Annotated in this window: 14 protein-coding genes; 7 read left to right on the top strand and 7 right to left on the bottom strand. The window is 71.4% G+C overall.

Annotated elements, in window-relative coordinates:
* The first annotated feature begins 188 nt into the window (after positions 1 to 188).
* The 3 genes from AC2EAQ_RS18450 to AC2EAQ_RS18440 are packed head-to-tail and all read left to right on the top strand — an operon-like array spanning position 189 to position 2,829.
* Positions 189 to 1,244: an ABC transporter substrate-binding protein gene (locus tag AC2EAQ_RS18450; RefSeq protein WP_484645903.1), complete on the top strand. Its 1,056-nt coding sequence runs from the start codon at positions 189 to 191 to the stop codon at positions 1,242 to 1,244.
* Positions 1,241 to 2,062 carry an ABC transporter ATP-binding protein gene (locus AC2EAQ_RS18445; protein ID WP_484645902.1) on the top strand — a complete coding sequence of 274 codons (822 nt, stop codon included), beginning with the start codon at positions 1,241 to 1,243 and terminating at the stop codon, positions 2,060 to 2,062. Before AC2EAQ_RS18450 ends, AC2EAQ_RS18445 begins: the two co-directional genes overlap by 4 nt.
* Positions 2,059 to 2,829 (top strand): ABC transporter permease, encoded by a 771-nt coding sequence (locus AC2EAQ_RS18440; protein ID WP_484645901.1) that lies wholly within the window; start codon positions 2,059 to 2,061, stop codon positions 2,827 to 2,829. Before AC2EAQ_RS18445 ends, AC2EAQ_RS18440 begins: the two co-directional genes overlap by 4 nt.
* A gap of 21 nt (positions 2,830 to 2,850) precedes the next feature.
* Here the strand turns inward: AC2EAQ_RS18440 and AC2EAQ_RS18435 are convergent, their stop codons facing one another.
* Together AC2EAQ_RS18435 and AC2EAQ_RS18430 are read right to left on the bottom strand one after the other, a co-directional pair.
* A complete protein-coding gene (locus AC2EAQ_RS18435; RefSeq protein WP_484645900.1) occupies positions 2,851 to 3,837 on the bottom strand; it encodes a tripartite tricarboxylate transporter substrate binding protein in 987 nt (328 codons plus the stop codon).
* 69 nt (positions 3,838 to 3,906) lie between these two features.
* A complete protein-coding gene (locus tag AC2EAQ_RS18430) occupies positions 3,907 to 4,995 on the bottom strand; it encodes a tartrate dehydrogenase (protein ID WP_484645899.1) in 1,089 nt (362 codons plus the stop codon).
* A gap of 116 nt (positions 4,996 to 5,111) precedes the next feature.
* Here AC2EAQ_RS18430 and AC2EAQ_RS18425 point away from each other — a divergent pair, with 116 nt between their 5' ends.
* Positions 5,112 to 6,032: a LysR substrate-binding domain-containing protein gene (locus AC2EAQ_RS18425; protein ID WP_484645898.1), complete on the top strand. Its 921-nt coding sequence runs from the start codon at positions 5,112 to 5,114 to the stop codon at positions 6,030 to 6,032.
* Here AC2EAQ_RS18425 and AC2EAQ_RS18420 read toward each other — a convergent pair.
* Complete coding sequence (locus AC2EAQ_RS18420) at positions 6,024 to 6,917, bottom strand: LysR family transcriptional regulator (protein WP_484645897.1); 894 nt, start codon at positions 6,915 to 6,917, stop codon at positions 6,024 to 6,026. The genes AC2EAQ_RS18425 and AC2EAQ_RS18420 overlap by 9 nt on opposite strands.
* Before the next feature lie 136 nt (positions 6,918 to 7,053).
* Here AC2EAQ_RS18420 and AC2EAQ_RS18415 point away from each other — a divergent pair, with 136 nt between their 5' ends.
* From AC2EAQ_RS18415 to AC2EAQ_RS18405, 3 genes are read left to right on the top strand one after another with little or no spacing between them, the layout of a single operon-like run.
* Positions 7,054 to 8,040 carry a Bug family tripartite tricarboxylate transporter substrate binding protein gene (locus tag AC2EAQ_RS18415; protein WP_484645896.1) on the top strand — a complete coding sequence of 329 codons (987 nt, stop codon included), beginning with the start codon at positions 7,054 to 7,056 and terminating at the stop codon, positions 8,038 to 8,040.
* A gap of 28 nt (positions 8,041 to 8,068) precedes the next feature.
* Positions 8,069 to 9,277, top strand: coding sequence for a M20 aminoacylase family protein (locus tag AC2EAQ_RS18410; RefSeq protein WP_484645895.1), 1,209 nt, complete (start codon positions 8,069 to 8,071; stop codon positions 9,275 to 9,277).
* On the top strand, positions 9,274 to 10,599 hold the full coding sequence (locus tag AC2EAQ_RS18405) for a D-amino acid dehydrogenase (RefSeq protein WP_484645894.1): 1,326 nt from the start codon (positions 9,274 to 9,276) through the stop codon (positions 10,597 to 10,599). The genes AC2EAQ_RS18410 and AC2EAQ_RS18405 overlap by 4 nt, the downstream gene beginning before the upstream one ends.
* On the opposite strand, the gene AC2EAQ_RS18400 is transcribed toward AC2EAQ_RS18405, so the two are convergent.
* From AC2EAQ_RS18400 to AC2EAQ_RS18385, 4 genes are read right to left on the bottom strand one after another with little or no spacing between them, the layout of a single operon-like run.
* Positions 10,559 to 11,449 carry a DUF6999 family protein gene (locus tag AC2EAQ_RS18400; protein WP_484645893.1) on the bottom strand — a complete coding sequence of 297 codons (891 nt, stop codon included), beginning with the start codon at positions 11,447 to 11,449 and terminating at the stop codon, positions 10,559 to 10,561. The two genes, AC2EAQ_RS18405 and AC2EAQ_RS18400, sit on opposite strands and share 41 nt — an antisense overlap.
* On the bottom strand, positions 11,446 to 13,368 hold the full coding sequence (locus tag AC2EAQ_RS18395; protein ID WP_484645892.1) for an iron-containing redox enzyme family protein: 1,923 nt from the start codon (positions 13,366 to 13,368) through the stop codon (positions 11,446 to 11,448). The genes AC2EAQ_RS18400 and AC2EAQ_RS18395 overlap by 4 nt, the downstream gene beginning before the upstream one ends.
* Positions 13,369 to 13,381: 13 nt before the next feature.
* Positions 13,382 to 14,263 (bottom strand): fatty acid desaturase, encoded by an 882-nt coding sequence (locus tag AC2EAQ_RS18390; RefSeq protein WP_484645891.1) that lies wholly within the window; start codon positions 14,261 to 14,263, stop codon positions 13,382 to 13,384.
* Positions 14,260 to 15,063 carry a sterol desaturase family protein gene (locus AC2EAQ_RS18385; protein ID WP_484645890.1) on the bottom strand — a complete coding sequence of 268 codons (804 nt, stop codon included), beginning with the start codon at positions 15,061 to 15,063 and terminating at the stop codon, positions 14,260 to 14,262. The genes AC2EAQ_RS18390 and AC2EAQ_RS18385 overlap by 4 nt, the downstream gene beginning before the upstream one ends.
* Between the last annotated feature and the right edge of the window lie 3 nt (positions 15,064 to 15,066).

Here is a 15,066-nt window from a genome sequence, read left to right as displayed (position 1 = left end):
AGGTGCGCTGGGGTCGGCGGGGTGGGGTCGGCACCGAGTGTAAGCGCGCCCGGCACGCACCTTGCATCGGTTTTCCCCGGCCTGCAGGCTGGCATTGCTACCGATGGCGCCGGCCCGCGCCGCCCGGACAATCCATGCCGATCCCACCCGATTCCCCTTTTCCAGAACCCTCCCGAAGGACACCGCCCATGAACCGACCCACCTCCTCCACCCGCCGCCGCTGGACCCAGGCCGCCGCCCTCGCGCTGGCCGCGCTGGGCACGCTGCCCTCGACGGTCCTGGCCCAGACGCCGGTGAAGTTCCAGCTCGACTGGCGCTTCGAGGGGCCCGCCGCGCTGTTCCTCGCCTCGTCGGCCAAGGGCTACTACAAGGCCGCCGGCCTGGACGTGACCATCGACGCCGGCAACGGCTCCGGCGGCACGGTGCAGCGCGTGGCCTCGGGCACCTACGACATGGGCTTCGCCGACCTGGCCGCGCTGATGGAGTTCCATGCCAACAACCCGGACGCGCCGAACAAGCCGGTGGCCGTGATGATGGTCTACAACAACACGCCGGCCGCGGTGCTGGCGCTGAAGAAGAGCGGCATCAAGACCCCGGCCGACCTGAACGGCAAGAAGCTCGGCGCCCCGGTGTTCGACGCCGGCCGCCGCGGCTGGCCGATCTTCGCCAAGGCCAACGGCGTGACCAACGTCACCTGGACCAGCATGGACCCGCCGCTGCGCGAGACGATGCTGGCGCGCGGCGAGGTCGACGCGATCACCGGCTTCTCGTTCACGTCGCTGCTCAACCTGGAAGCGCGCAACGTGAAGGCCGAGGACGTGGTCATCCTGCCGTACGCCCAGCACGGCGTGAAGCTCTACGGCAACGTGATCATCGCCACGCCGAAGATGCTCAAGGAGCAGCCGCAGGCGGTGAAGGCCTTCCTGTCGGCCTTCCTTAAGGGCGCCAAGGAGGTGATGGCCAACCCGGACGCGGCGATCGACTACGTCAAGGCGCGCGACGGCATCATCAACGTCGACCTGGAGAAGCGCCGCCTGCGCATGGCCATCGACGCGGTGGTGGCCAGCCCCGACGCGCGCGCCGAGGGCTTCGGCACGGCCGTGCCCGGGCGCCTGGCGCTGATGGCCTCGCAGGTGAGCGACGCCTTCGCCACCAAGACCCGCGTGGACCCGACCACCGTGTGGACCGACGCGTTCCTGCCGCCCAAGGCCGAGCTCAACGTTCTGCCGCCGGCCAAGAAGTGAGCTTCGTCCACTTCGACAAGGTCTGGCTGGCCTACAACGACGAACTGCTCGCCAAGGGGCAGTTCGCCGTCGAGGACATCTCGCTGTCCGTCGGCGAGGGCGAGTTCATCGCCATCGTCGGCCCCTCGGGCTGCGGCAAGTCCACGTTCATGAAGCTGGCCACGGGCCTGAAGATGCCCAGCCGCGGCTCGATCGCCATCGGCGGGCAGCCGGTGACCGGGCCGCTGAAGATCAGCGGCATGGCCTTCCAGGCGCCGAGCCTGCTGCCCTGGCGCACCACGCTCGACAACGTGCTGCTGCCGCTGGAGATCGTCGAGCCCTACCGATCGAACTTCAAGGCGCGGCGCGCCGAGTACGCCGACAAGGCGCGCGAGTTGCTGCGCTCGGTGGGCCTGGCCGGCTACGAGGACAAGTTCCCGTGGCAGCTGTCGGGCGGCATGCAGCAGCGCGCCAGCATCTGCCGCGCGCTGGTGCACGAGCCGAAGCTGCTGCTGCTGGACGAGCCCTTCGGCGCGCTCGACGCGTTCACGCGCGAGGAACTCTGGTGCAACCTGCGCGACCTGCAGGCGGCCAAGAAGTTCAACGTCATCCTGGTCACGCACGACCTGCGCGAGAGCGTGTTCCTGGCCGACACCGTGTACGTGATGAGCCGCAGCCCGGGCCGCTTCGTCGTGCGGCGCGAGATCGACCTGCCGCGCCCGCGCGACCTGGAGGTGACCTACACGCCGCACTTCACCGACATCGTGCACGAGCTGCGCGGGCACATCGGCGCCATCCGCGGCGGGGCGCCGGCGCAGGAAGCGAAGGTGGCCGGATGAAGATCACCCGTCGCATGGAGCGCTGGTCGCCGCTGGTGGTGCTGGTGGGCGTGCTGCTGCTGTGGCAGGCCATCGTGTCGGCCTTCGGCATCGCGGAATACATCTTCCCGAGCCCGTGGCAGATCGCGCAGGAGTTCATCGCCTTCAAGGGCCCGCTGCTCGAAGCGGCCTGGAAGACCTTCTGGGTCACGATGCTGGGCTTCGGCCTGTCGATCGTGGTCGGCGTGCTGCTGGGCTTCCTGATCGGCAGCTCGCGCCTGGCCTACACCGCGCTGTACCCGCTGATGGTGGCGTTCAACGCCGTGCCCAAGGCGGCCATCGTGCCGATCCTGGTGGTGTGGTTCGGCATCGGCCTCGGGCCCGGCATCCTGACCGCGTTCCTGATCTCGTTCTTCCCGATCACGGTCAACATCGCCACCGGCCTGGCCACGCTCGAACCCGAGCTGGAAGACGTGCTGCGCGTGCTCGGCGCGCGGCGCTGGGACGTGCTGGTCAAGGTCGGCCTGCCGCGGTCGATGCCGTACTTCTACGGCTCGCTCAAGGTGGCGATCACCCTGGCCTTCGTTGGCACCGTGCTGGCCGAGATGACCGCGGGCGACTCCGGCATCGGCTACCTGATGCAGTCGGCCGGCAGCCAGCAGCGCATGCCGCTGGCGTTTGCCGGGCTGGTGACCATCGGCGCGATGGCGATGGCGATGTACGAGCTGTTCTCGTGGATCGAGAAGCGCACCACCGGCTGGGCGCACCGGGGGTCGCAGGCCGCCTGAGGCGCAGCGCGGGGGTGGCGGTCAGTCGATCGTCACCTTCGCGTCCTTCACCAGCTTGGCGAACTTGTCGGTGTCGCTGCGGATCGCCTGGGCCATCTGCTCGGCGCTGTTGCCGATCGGCTCGGCGCCGATCTCCTCCATGCGCTTGCGGAAGTCGGGCGACTGGATCACCTTGACCATCTCGGCATTGAGCCGCGCCAGGATGTCCCTGGGCGTGGCGGCCGGCGCCAGCACGCCGAACCACGTGCCGATGTCGAAGCCCTTCAGCCCCGCCTCGTCGAGCGTGGGCACGTCGGGCAGCGCGGACGAGCGCTTCGCCGTGGTGACCGCCAGGGCGCGCAGCTTGCCGGCCTTGACATGCGGCAGCACCGGCGTGACGGTGTCGAACGACATCGTCACCTGGCCGCCCAGCAGGTCGGTGGCCAGCGGGCCGCTGCCCTTGTACGGGATGTGGGCGATCTCGCTGCCGGTGAGGCTCTGGAACAGCGTGCCGATCAGGTGCTGCGCGGTGCCGTTGCCGTTGGAGCCGTAGTTGTAGGCGCCGGGCCGCGCCTTGAGCATCGCCACCAGTTCGGCGACGTTGCGCGCCGGCGTGGCGGCATTGACCACCAGCACGTTGGGCACCAGCGCGATCGTGGTGATCGGCGCGAGGTCCTTCTGGAAGTCGTACGGCAGCTTGCGGTAGACGCTGGTGGCGATGGTGTGGTGCACCGCGCCCACCAGCAGCGTGTAGCCGTCGGGGCGGGCCTTGGCGACGTGGTCCGCGCCGAGCGTGGCGCCGGCCCCGGGCTTGCTCTCGACGATCACCGGCTGGCCAAGGCTGACGGACAGCCTCTCGGCCAGCGCGCGCGCGAGCACGTCGGTGGTGCCCCCGGCAGGGAACGGCACCACGAGGCTGATCGGCTTGGCAGGCCAGGCCTGCGCCTGGGCGCCGGTGGCGACCATGGCCGCCGCCAGTGCCACGGCCTGGACGAGGCGGCGGCGGGACCACTCGGAACACTTGGGCATGAGCGTCTCCACGGGCGCCCTGCGGCACCCTTTGTCGTTGAGGAACGGAAAGAGGAACCGGCGTCCGTGTCAGGCGGCCTGCCGCCGCTGGCCACCGGCCAGGATGGCGCACACCGCGTCCGTGACCTGGGCCATGGTCGCGCGGCCGCCCAGGTCGCGCGTGTGCAGCGCGGGGTCGGCGGTGACGACTTCGATGGCCTGCATCAGCCGGCGCGCGGCGTCGGCCTCGCCCAGGTGCTCCAGCAGCATCACGCAGGACCAGAACGTGCCCACCGGGTTGGCCACGCCCTGGCCCATGATGTCGAAGGCCGAGCCGTGGATCGGCTCGAACATGCTCGGGTAGCGGCGCTCGGGGTCGAGGTTGGCGGTGGGCGCGATGCCCAGGCTGCCGGCCAGCGCGGCCGCGAGGTCGCTCAGGATGTCGGCATGCAGGTTGGTCGCCACCACGGTGTCGATCGACGCCGGGCGGTTGACCATGCGCGCGGTCATCGCGTCCACCAGTTCCTTGTCCCAGCGCACGTCCGGGTAGTCGGCCGCGACGCGGGTGGCGACCTCGTCCCACATCACCATGCCGTGGCGCTGGGCGTTGCTCTTGGTCACCACGGTCAGCAGCTTGCGCGGGCGCGACCGGGCCAGTTCGAAGGCGAAGCGGATGATCCGCTCCACCCCGGCCCGGGTGAGGATCGACACGTCGGTGGCCACCTCGATCGGGTGCCCCTGGTGCGCGCGGCCGCCGATGCCGGCGTACTCGCCTTCGGAGTTCTCGCGCACGATGACCCAGTCCAGGTCCTTCGGCGTGCAGCGCTTGAGCGGGGCGTCGATGCCCGGCAGGATGCGCGTGGGGCGCACGTTGGCGTACTGGTCGAAGCCCTGGCAGATCGCGAGTCGCAGGCCCCACAGCGTGACGTGGTCGGGAATGTGCGGGTCGCCCGCGCTGCCGAACAGGATCGCGTCCTTGTGGCGGATCGCGTCCAGGCCGTCGGCCGGCATCATCCGGCCGTGCGCGCGGTAGTGGTCGCCGCCCCAGCCGAAGTCCTCGAACTCGAAGGCAAAGCCCCCGGACGACGCCGCCACCGCCTCCAGCACCTGGCGCCCCGCCGGCACGACCTCCTTGCCGATGCCGTCTCCGGGGATGGTGGCGATGGAATAGATCTTCATGTCGTGGTGTCCTGGGGCGGGAAATCGATGGCGCACTGTAGGGAGTGGACGAACTTTCAACACATGCCTAAAGTGAATCCATCATTGAGCTGGATTCAACAATCCGGAAACCCTGCATGTCCTCCGCGATCCAGCCCGCCGACCTGGGCTTCTTCTCCGTGCTGGCGGGCGCCGGCAGCCTGAGCGCCGCCGCACGCGAGCTGGGCCTGACCACGCCGGCCGTCAGCAAGCGCCTGGCGGCGATGGAGGCCCGGCTGGGCCTCACGCTGGTCAATCGCACCACGCGGCGCATGGGCCTCACGCCCGAGGGCGAGCTGTACCTCGACAACGCCCGCCGCATCCTGGGCGAGATCGACGGCATGGCCGAGCAGCTGGGCCTGTCCCGCAGCACGCCGCGCGGCCTGCTGCGCGTCAACGCCACGCTGGGCTTCGGCCGCAGCCATGTGGCGCCGCTGATCTCGCGCTTCGTGCGCCAGCATCCGCAGGTGGAAGTGCAGCTGCAGCTGTCGGTGAACCCGCCGCCGCTGACCGACGACGAGTTCGACGTGTGCATCCGCTTCGGGCCGCCGCCGGACGCGCGCGTGGTGGCCCGGCTGCTCGCGCGGAATCGCCGCCTGCTATGCGCCGCGCCGGCCTACCTGGCGCGGCATGGCACGCCGCGCGTGCCGCACGACCTGACGCGGCACTCGTGCATCGGCATCCGCCAGGGCGAGGCCTACGGCGTGTGGCGCCTGTCCAGCGGCCGCGGCCGGCAGGCGGCCACCGAGACCGTGCGCATCCGCGGCAACCTCACCACCAACGACGGCGAGATCGCCGTCAACTGGGCGCTCGACGGCCACGGCATCCTGATGCGCGCCGAGTGGGACATCGAGCGCTACCTGAAGAACGGCCGCCTGGTGCAGGTGCTGCCGCAGTGGCAGACGCCCGACGCCGATCTCTATGCGGTGTGGCCGCAACGCCACCAGCACGCCGCCCGCGTGCGCGCCTTCGTCGAGCACATGGCCCAGGCGCTCGGCCGCAAGGCGGCCTCAGGCTGACGCGTCGCTCAGGTGCTGCGCCATCAGCGCGCGCAGCATCGCCAGCGAGGGCGGCTCGGTGCGCCGCTGCAGCGTGACCATCGCGAAGCGGGCCGACGCCGCCAGCGGCGGCTGCAGCGCCAGTTCCACCAGGTCCGGCGCGGCCGCGCGGATCGCCAGCAGCACCGCGTCGCTGTGGCGGGCCGTGTCGACGAGGCTGGGCAGTTCCTCGCAGCGCAGCGTGACGCAGGCGTCCGGGTGCGCCTGCGGGCCGTAGCGTTCCACCAGCACGCGGGCCACTTCGTCGGACAGCGGGGTCGACGCGATGGGGAACGCCAGCAGGTCCTCGAACACCGGCCGGCGGCGGCGGCGCGCCAGCGGATGGCCGCGCCGCACCAGGAACGCGCCGCGCATGTCGTGCAGCGCCTGCGTGCGCAGGTCGGGCCCCGGCCGCAGCGACCGCGCGTCCACCACCAGGGCGTCGAGGTCGCGGTCGCGCAGCGCCTGCACCAGGCGCTCGGTGCTGGCGCGCGCGATGTCCACGCGCAGCTTCGGCCGGTCCTGCGCCACCTTCAGCAGCAGCGGCGTCATCAGCATGGCCCCCGGGCCCGAGCCGAGACCGACGCGCAGCACCCCGGCCTGGCTGTCGCCGGACAGGCGGGCGCGTTCGCGCAGGTCGTCGGCCGCCAGCACCAGCTCGCGGGCGCGCTCGAGGGCGTCGCGGCCGAAGGGCGTGAGCTCGCTGCGCCGCCCGATGCGGTCGAACAGCGGCTGGCCCAGTTCGTCCTCCAGCGCCTTGATGCTGCGGCTGAGCGCCGGCTGGGTCAGGAACAGCGCGGCGGCCGACTGGCTGAACGAGCCCGTTTGCGCCAGAGAGATCAGGTGCCGCAGTTGCACGAGGGTCATGGCCGGTCTCCCGAAGTGTGCACGTCGAACTCATCGTAAATCAAAGAACAATGCATTGGACTTCGAGTTTTCGGACTCCTACATTCGCGCCGCAGTCCCCCTCAAACGCCGCCTCGCGCGCCACCCTGGAGTTCCCATGACGAAGCTCAAATTCCCCCGGATGCTGGCCGTGATGGCCGGCCTTGCCCTGTCGACCGGCCTGGCCCTGGCCCAGGGTTACCCGTCCCGCGTGGTGAACCTGATGGTTCCCTACCCGGCCGGCGGCCCGTCCGACGCCATCGCCCGCATCCTCAACACGTCGCTGGGCAAGGAACTGGGCCAGCAGGTGCTGGTCGAGAACCTGGGCGGCGTCAGTGGCGCGCTGGCCGCGCAGAAGGTGCTGGCTGCCCCGGCCGACGGCCACTACCTGTTCCAGGGCTCGCCCAACGAGGTGATCCTCGCGCCGCTGGCCAACGCCGCGGTCAAGCTGCGCACCGAGGACTTCCGGCTGGTGCACCCGGTGGCCGACGCGGTGATGGTGTTCGTCACCCGCAAGGACCTGCCGGTCAACAGCGTCGACGAACTGATCGCGCTGGCCCGCAAGTCGGCGGACAAGCCGCTGACCTACGGCAGCGTGGGCATCGGCTCGCTCTACCACCTGATCCTGGAGAACGTGCAGTCCACCACCGGCGTCAAGCTGGCGCACGTGCCCTACAAGGGCAATGCGCCGCTGCTGCAGGACCTGGGCGGCGGCCAGGTCGACTTCGCGGTGCTGGTGTACAGCGCGGCGATGGGCGCGCTGGCGGACCAGGGCAGGATCAAGGTGATCGGCCAGCTCGGCGCGCAGCGCTCCGACCTGCTGAAGAACGTGCCGACCGCCGGCGAGGGCCAGGCGCTCAAGGGCTTCGCCTACAAGATCTGGACCGGCTTCATGGTGCCGAAGTCCACGCCCGAGGACGTGGTGGTGCGCCTGCACGCTGCGATCGGCAAGGCGCTCCAGGACCCGACCGTGCGCACGCAGTTGGCGGCCCAGACGCAGCACCCGTCGGCGCCGATGACGCTGGCCGAGTCGGCCCGCTTCTTCGAGACCGAGACCGCGCGCTACCGCGCCATCGCCAGGCAGATCAACCTGCAGCCGCAGTAACGGCCGACGTGCCACCGGGAGCCGCGCCGTGACCTACCTGCTGGACGCCCTGCACGCCCGCATCGGCGAGTTCGTCGAGCTGCGGCGCGACATCCACCGCCATCCGGAGCTGGCCTTCGACGAGCACCGGACCTCGGCCCTGGTGGCCGGCAAGCTCGCCGACTGGGGCTACCGCGTCACGCGGGGGCTGGGCGGCACCGGCGTGGTGGGCACGCTGACGCGCGGCCACGGCAAGGGGCGCCTGGGCATCCGCGCCGACATGGACGCGCTGCCGATCGCCGAGGCCTCCGGCGTGGCCTGGGCCAGCCAGCGCCCGGGCCTGATGCACGCCTGCGGCCACGACGGCCACACGGCGATGCTGCTGGCCGCGGCGCGCCACCTCGCCGAGCAGGGCCGATTCGACGGCACCGTGCACCTGATCTTCCAGCCCGCCGAGGAAGGTGGCGGCGGCGCGCTGCGCATGATGGACGACGGCCTGTTCGACCTGTTCCCCTGCGACGCGGTGTTCGCGATGCACAACATGCCGGGCGTGCCCCAGGGGCATCTGGTGCTGCGCGAGGGGGCGGCGATGGCGTCGTCGGACTACGCCACGATCACCCTCACCGGCAAGGGCGGCCACGGCGCGATGCCGCAGCACGCGGCCGACCCGGTGGTGGCCGCGGCCAGCCTGGTGATGGCGCTGCAGACCGTGGTGTCGCGCAACGTGGACCCGCTGCAGGCGGCCGTGGTCACCGTGGGCGCGCTGCACGCCGGCCAGGCCAACAACGTGATCCCGGCGCAGGCCACGCTGGAGCTGAGCGTGCGCGCGCTCGACCGCGGCGTGCGCAGTCTGCTGGAGCAGCGCATCAAGGCGCTGGCGGCCGCGCAGGCCGACAGCTTCGGCGTGCGCGCCGAGGTGGACTGGCGCCCCGGCTACGCCGTGCTGGTGAACTCGGCGCGCGAGACCGCCTTCGCGCGCGAGGTGGCGCTGGACCTGCTGGGCCCGGATCGGGTCACGCTGCAGGGCCCGCCGCTGACCGGCAGCGAGGACTTCGCCTTCATGCTCGAACGGGTGCCGGGCAGCTACGTGCTGATCGGCAACGGCGACGGCGAAGGCGGCTGCATGGTCCACCACCCGGGCTACGACTTCAACGACGACAACGTCGCCGTGGGCAGCGCCTACTGGGTGCGCCTGACCGAACGCTTCCTGAGCGCCGCAACGCTCGTCAACGACCTGAACCGAGGAGAGACGACATGAACGTGGTGGTCCTGGGCGCCGGCCTGCTCGGCGTGACATCGGCCTACTTCCTGCGCCAGCAGGGTCACGAGGTGACGGTGATCGACCGCCAGGCGACACCGGCCGCCGAGACCAGCTTCGCCAACGGCGGACAGATCTCGGTCAGCCATGCCGAGCCGTGGGCCAACCCCTCGGCCCCGCTGAAGGTGCTGGGCTGGCTCGGGCGCGAGGACGCGCCGCTGCTGTTCCGCCTGCGCGCCGACATGCGCCAGTGGCTCTGGGGCCTGCAGTTCATGCGCGAATGCACGCCGGCGCGCACGCGCCACAACATCGAGCAGATCGTGCGGCTGGGCACCTACAGCCGCGACACGCTGCAGCAGCTGCGCCGCGAGCGCGGCCTCGAGTACGACCAGCGCACCCAGGGCATCCTGCACTTCTACACGAGCCAGAAGGAGTTCGACGGCGCCGAGGCGCCCGCGGCGCAGATGCGCGAGCTGGGCTGCGACCGCCGCGTGATCTCGGCCGACGAGGCCGTGCGCATCGAGCCCGCGCTGCGCCATGTGCGCTCGCAGCTCGCCGGCGCCACCTACACCGCCGAGGACGAGTCCGGCGACGCCAACCGCTTCGCCCGCGAGCTGGTGCAGCGCTGCATCGAGGACGGCGTGCAGTTCCGCATGAGCCACACCGTGACGGCGCTGCGCGAGGCCGGCGGCGCGATCGACCATGTGGAAGCCACCGACAGCGAAGGCCGCTTCCAGCGCATCCGCGGCGACGCCTACGTGCTGGCCATGGGCAGCCTGAGCCCGCTGCTGGCCGCGCCGCTGGGCGTGCAACTGCCGATCTACCCGGCCAAGGGCTACTCGGTGACGATGCCGGTGAAGGACGCCTCGATGGCGCACCAGGTGTCGCTGACCGACGACGAGTACAAGCTGGTGTTCTCGCGCCTGGGCGACCGGCTGCGCATCGCCGGCACGGCCGAGTTCAACGGCTACGACCGCGACCTGAACCGCGTGCGCTGCGAAGCCATCGTGCGCCGCGTCGAACAGCTGTTCCCCGGCGCCGGCGACGCCAGCCAGGCCCAGTTCTGGACCGGCCTGCGCCCGGCCACGCCGAGCAACGTGCCGATCATCGGCCGCTCGAAGCTGCCCAACCTGTTCCTGAACACCGGCCACGGCACGCTGGGCTGGACCCATGCCTGCGGCTCGGGCAAGAGCATCGCGCGCATCGTGAGCGGCCTGCGGCCCGAGGTGGACTTCGCGTTCACGGGCGTCGACGCCGAGCGCCGCCGCGCGGCGGCGGCGGTCAGCCGCCCGGCGCCGGCGCGGCCTGCTGCCTCGCCTTGAGCTGCAGCAGCAGCCCGTGCAGCATCTCGGTCGACAGACCGTGCAGCACGAGCCGGTAGCCGGCGCGAAGCGTGCTCTCGGGCACCAGCGGATGCTTGTTGTTCAGCAGCACCAGGTGCTCGGGCATCCCGGTGATCTGCGCGCAGTAGATGCCGATGGTCTCGTCGAGCTGCAGCGAGTTGCTTGCGCGCCAGAAGTCGTTGTCGGTCAGCAGCAGCTGGTACATCGGCGTGAAGATCTCGATGGCCGTCTGCAGGTCGATGAAGTTGAGCCGCCCGTGCGGCATGTCGGCCAGCTGCACCGGGCAGGGATTGACCATCGACAGGTCCAGCGCGGGCACCGGCGCCAGCGTGCGGCCCTCGTCCTGCAGCGCGCGGTTCAGGTAGATGACGAAGTTGAACAGGTTCAGGTCGTGCTGGACGAACAGGTTGTCCTTCAGGTCGTCCAGCGTCATCGGCCGCAGCGGGCGCGACGGGATCTTCACGCCGGCGTTGGCCGCGATGAAGGCCAGGATGTCGCTGCCGAAGTGGAAGTGGCGCAGGATCATCCACGTGGCCTGCGGCGAGACCCAGGTCTTCAGGCCCTCGGCCAGGATGCGGTGCAGGAACACCGGCGCCTGCCAGCGCTGGGGCAGCACCGCCTTGACGAGCTGGAACAGCACGATGCAGGCGCGCGCCAGCGGCCGCACCACCGGCATCAGGAACTGGCGTGACCTGGACGCCGAGTCGGCCAGCCAGGCCTGCTTGATCTCGTCGGACAGCGGCGAGCTCTTGTCCAGGTAGAGCGCGAGCCAGGGGCTCGGGTCGGCCGGGTTGTGCTCGTGGAGCAGGAAGTCGGGCAGCGTCTTCATGGCGAACAGGCGTCCTCCCATTGCATCAGGTACAGCTGCGCGGTACGCCGCGCGGTGGCGACGATGTCGTCGTCGGCGCGGCCGGTCGGGTCGGCCTGCAGCACCAGGCGCACCGCGGCCAGCCAGCGTGCGAGATGGTTCTCGTCGTTGGCGCCGTGGTAGGCCAGGAAGCGCCACGCCTGCGGCCCGAGCGGCAGCTGGGCCTGCAGCAGCGGCAGCAGCGCCGGGATGATTCGCTGGCCCGTGCCCTCGATCACGTAGATGGCGCCCAGCAGCCCCACCGGACTGGGCGTGGCCGCCTTGGCGTGCAGGAAGGCGTTCAGCGCCTCGCCGCCGGCATTGCGGCGCAGCGCGTCGATGTGCGTCTCGGTGCCGCCGGCATGGCGGTAGTCGTCGAACAGGATGTGGAAGTCGAACTGCTCCTCGCGGGCATGCGTTTCCACCAGCGCGCCGAGCGCCTCGTAGGGCGGGCGCATGCTGGCGATGGCCTCGCGCATCCAGCGGCTGCCCTCGCGCACCTGCGGGATCCAGCAGGCCATCCAGCGCAGGTAGCCGTCGACGCCGAAGCGCCGCTGCACGATCGAGCGCACGAGCGGCGTGCGCCACGCGGCGGAACGGTAGTCGTGCCACACCGCGGCCAGCCGCTGCAACAGGCTCGCCAGCCGGGCATCGCCCGCCGCCTGCGCCGGATCGTGCGGCGCGGCCACGTCGGGCAGCGCTTCGGCGTCGGCCGGTGGCGACGGCGGTGGCACCTGCGCCGGGGCCCGTCCCGCCGGCACCGCGCGGCGCGCGCCCGGCCGCTCCACCTCGAACAGCGCATAGGCCACGCTGAATCGGCCCGACTCGGGCACGAAGCAGAAGATCTGCTCGCCGTCGGCCAGGGCCCGGGTGCGCACGAACTCCGACAGCATGACGAACAGGCTGGCCGCGCCGGTGTTGCCGCGCGTGGCCAGGTTGTTCCACCAGCGCGCCGGCTCGATGGCGAGCTCGGCCTTGCGCATCAGATCGTCCACCACCGGCCGGAAGCGCTCGGACGAGTAGTGGCACAGGAAGTGGTCCACGCGCCTCGGGTCCACCAGGCCGGCGCGCACGAGGCCCGCGTACTCGTGGATCGCGACGTCGAACAGGTTGGGCAGCAGGCGGATGTCCTGCCGCAGCGCCAGTGCGCCGTCCGCCTCGGCGGCGCTGCTGCTGTCGTAGTCGAGGTAGCTGCGCTGCCCGTCGGCGTTCAGGCCGAGCTGCATGCACACCGGGTGGTCGCCCGAGAACGACTTCAGGTGCACCCACTTCAGCCGCAGGCGCGGCAGCGCCGCATCGAGCGTGTCGCGCCGCGCCAGCAGCAGCGCCCCGGCGCCGTCGGACAGCATCCAGCGCAGGAAGTGGGCGTTGAAGTCGGCCTCGTAGCCGCGCGGCGCGAAACGGGTGGACTTGAACATGCGCGACGGCAGGTCGCTGCCCACCGCCAGCGCGCGCCGGGCGTCGCCGTGCTGCACCTGGCCGGCGGCGAAGGCCAGCGCGCCCAGGCTGGCGGCGCAGACGCCGACGCTGGTGTGGGTGTGCATCGGCGGCGCGCCCAGCTCGCCCTGCACCATGTTGGCGAAGCCCGGCATGATCGCGTCGCCGCCACTGGTGCCGCAGGCCAGCAGGTCCACCGCATCCAGGCCGCAGCCGGCGTCGGCCAGCGCGGCGCGCACCGCGGCGGCGGCCATCTGCGCATTGCTTTCGCGGGTGCGGCCGTCGGGCCCGATGGCGTAGTGCCGGCTCGCGATGCCGTTCTCGGCCAGGATGCGCTGCTTGATGCGGCGCGACGCTCGGTTGATCGGCGCCACGTAGGCGTCCATGCCGTCGTTGTCGACCGGCTCGCCGGGCAGGTGCAAGCCGGTGCCGGCGATGAAGACGTCGTCGTAGAGGGTGGGCATGCGTGCAGGCGGTTCAGGCGCGCGGCGCCGGCAGGGTCATCAGGGAGCGGCTGCGCCAGCGCGGCACCAGCGGCGCCAGCAACAGCGTGCGCAGCACGTAGCGCAGGAAGCTGCGCTCCTCGAGCGCCGGGTCCACGCGCTCGCGCAGCGTGCGGTGCAGCGCCGGCATCGTGCTCCAGTGCTCGCGCGGGTGCTCGTGGTGCGCGGTGTGCAGGCCGATGTTGAAGTACACGCGGTTGACGGCCCCGGTGAAGTTGCGCGCGTAGTTCCAGCGCGAGCGTGGGTCGGCATGCGCATGCTGGAAGTAGTTGGCGCCGAGCAGCATGTGCATCGCCACCGCCTGCGGCAGCAGCACGTAGAGCAGCGCACCGCGCAGGTCGACGGCCAGCGCCACCAGCCACGTCAGGGCCACCAGCGCGTACTGCAGCAGCGCCCAGCGCCACACGCCCGGGCGGTGCCGGCGCTGGCGCGCCAGGTGGCGCAGGAAGTGCGGGTACAGCGCGGCCGCGGCCTGGAAAGGGTGCAGCAGCCAGCCCGCCAGGTCGTTGGTGTCGCCGCGCGCGAAGCGGTAGGTGCGCGCCCAGTCGCCGGGACCGTGCCGGTGGCGGTGGTGGTTGGCGTTGTGCGTGGCGGCGAACGCGTAGGTGGGGTGGCCCTGCAGCATCGCGAGCAGCAGGTCGGTGGCGCGGTTGAGCACGCGGCCGCGCCACATCGGCCGGTGGGCGTGATGGTGGTGGATGACGCCGATGCCGATCCACATCACCAGCATCGGCGCGTACAGCAGCGCATGGAATCCGTGCCGCCATTGCCACAGCGCCAGCGCCGGCACGGCCGCGAGGTAGGCCAGGCTCTGCAGGTCGCGCCGATGGCGCAGCGGCCCGAGGCCGGCCGTCATGGCGCCCCACCACCGGCCGGCGAGCCGGCAGCGCCGGCCTCGCGGGCCTCGCGCGCCAGCCCGGCCTCGATCACCGCGCGCGCCGCGTCGTGCGGCAGCGCGGTGCGGCACCAGCGGTCCATGAAGGTGAACAGGAAGCCGTAGTTGCCGCGGTGGCAGGCATGGTGCAGGTGGTGGTCCTGCGCGTTGGACAGCCAGCGCCAGCGCCGCGGCAGGGCGCTGAAGTTGCCATGGCCGATGACGTTGTAGGTGAGAGACAGCACCGGCAGCAGCGCCAGGGCCAGCGGCGTGAAGTCCCACGCCAGCATCGGCAGCAGCAGCACGCTGCCCAGCAGCAGCGCTTCCACCGGGTGGAAGGCGTAGGTGGACCAGGGCGTGGTGACCACCGACCGGTGATGCGCTCCATGCACCGCGCGCAGCAGCCAGGGCAGGTGCAGCGTGCGATGGATGACGTAGAAGTGGATGTCGTTCCAGATCAGCAGCGCGATCAGCTCGGTCACCACGCGCAGCGGCTCGTTGCCCGGGTGCAGGCCGGCCCAGCCCTGCACCAGCATCTGCCACGGCACGAGCAGGCCCACGCCGAAGATCAGCACCGACACCGCGCTCTGGCGCCACTCGCGCGCCACCTGGCCGTCGGGCACGCGGCGCGGGTCGAGCAGACGCGCCCAGCCGCGGCGCAGCAGCGCCGCCCGCACCCCGCCGGCCACCCACCCCGCCAGCAGGTAGATCGCGGCGAAATAGGCCACACCGCCGGCCGCGACGGCCAGGGGGTTCCAGGTTTCGGGTTGCAGCGGTGCCATGGT

This window comes from Aquabacterium sp. T101 (assembly GCF_057219775.1).
The sequence above is the reverse complement of the archived record's forward strand: the minus strand, read 5'-3'. Positions and strand labels throughout refer to the sequence as shown.

Bases quoted from the DNA above. Each gene is read 5' to 3' on its own strand.
- AC2EAQ_RS18450 (WP_484645903.1), top strand. From the start codon at position 189: ATGAACCGACCCACCTCCTCCACCCGCCGCCGCTGGACCCAGGCCGCC.
- AC2EAQ_RS18440 (WP_484645901.1), top strand. From the start codon at position 2,059: ATGAAGATCACCCGTCGCATGGAGCGCTGGTCGCCGCTGGTGGTGCTG.
- AC2EAQ_RS18435 (WP_484645900.1), bottom strand. From the start codon at position 3,837: ATGCCCAAGTGTTCCGAGTGGTCCCGCCGCCGCCTCGTCCAGGCCGTG.
- AC2EAQ_RS18430 (WP_484645899.1), bottom strand. From the start codon at position 4,995: ATGAAGATCTATTCCATCGCCACCATCCCCGGAGACGGCATCGGCAAG.
- AC2EAQ_RS18425 (WP_484645898.1), top strand. From the start codon at position 5,112: ATGTCCTCCGCGATCCAGCCCGCCGACCTGGGCTTCTTCTCCGTGCTG.
- AC2EAQ_RS18420 (WP_484645897.1), bottom strand. From the start codon at position 6,917: ATGACCCTCGTGCAACTGCGGCACCTGATCTCTCTGGCGCAAACGGGC.
- AC2EAQ_RS18415 (WP_484645896.1), top strand. From the start codon at position 7,054: ATGACGAAGCTCAAATTCCCCCGGATGCTGGCCGTGATGGCCGGCCTT.
- AC2EAQ_RS18405 (WP_484645894.1), top strand. From the start codon at position 9,274: ATGAACGTGGTGGTCCTGGGCGCCGGCCTGCTCGGCGTGACATCGGCC.
- AC2EAQ_RS18400 (WP_484645893.1), bottom strand. From the start codon at position 11,449: ATGAAGACGCTGCCCGACTTCCTGCTCCACGAGCACAACCCGGCCGAC.
- AC2EAQ_RS18395 (WP_484645892.1), bottom strand. From the start codon at position 13,368: ATGCCCACCCTCTACGACGACGTCTTCATCGCCGGCACCGGCTTGCAC.
- AC2EAQ_RS18390 (WP_484645891.1), bottom strand. From the start codon at position 14,263: ATGACGGCCGGCCTCGGGCCGCTGCGCCATCGGCGCGACCTGCAGAGC.
- AC2EAQ_RS18385 (WP_484645890.1), bottom strand. From the start codon at position 15,063: ATGGCACCGCTGCAACCCGAAACCTGGAACCCCCTGGCCGTCGCGGCC.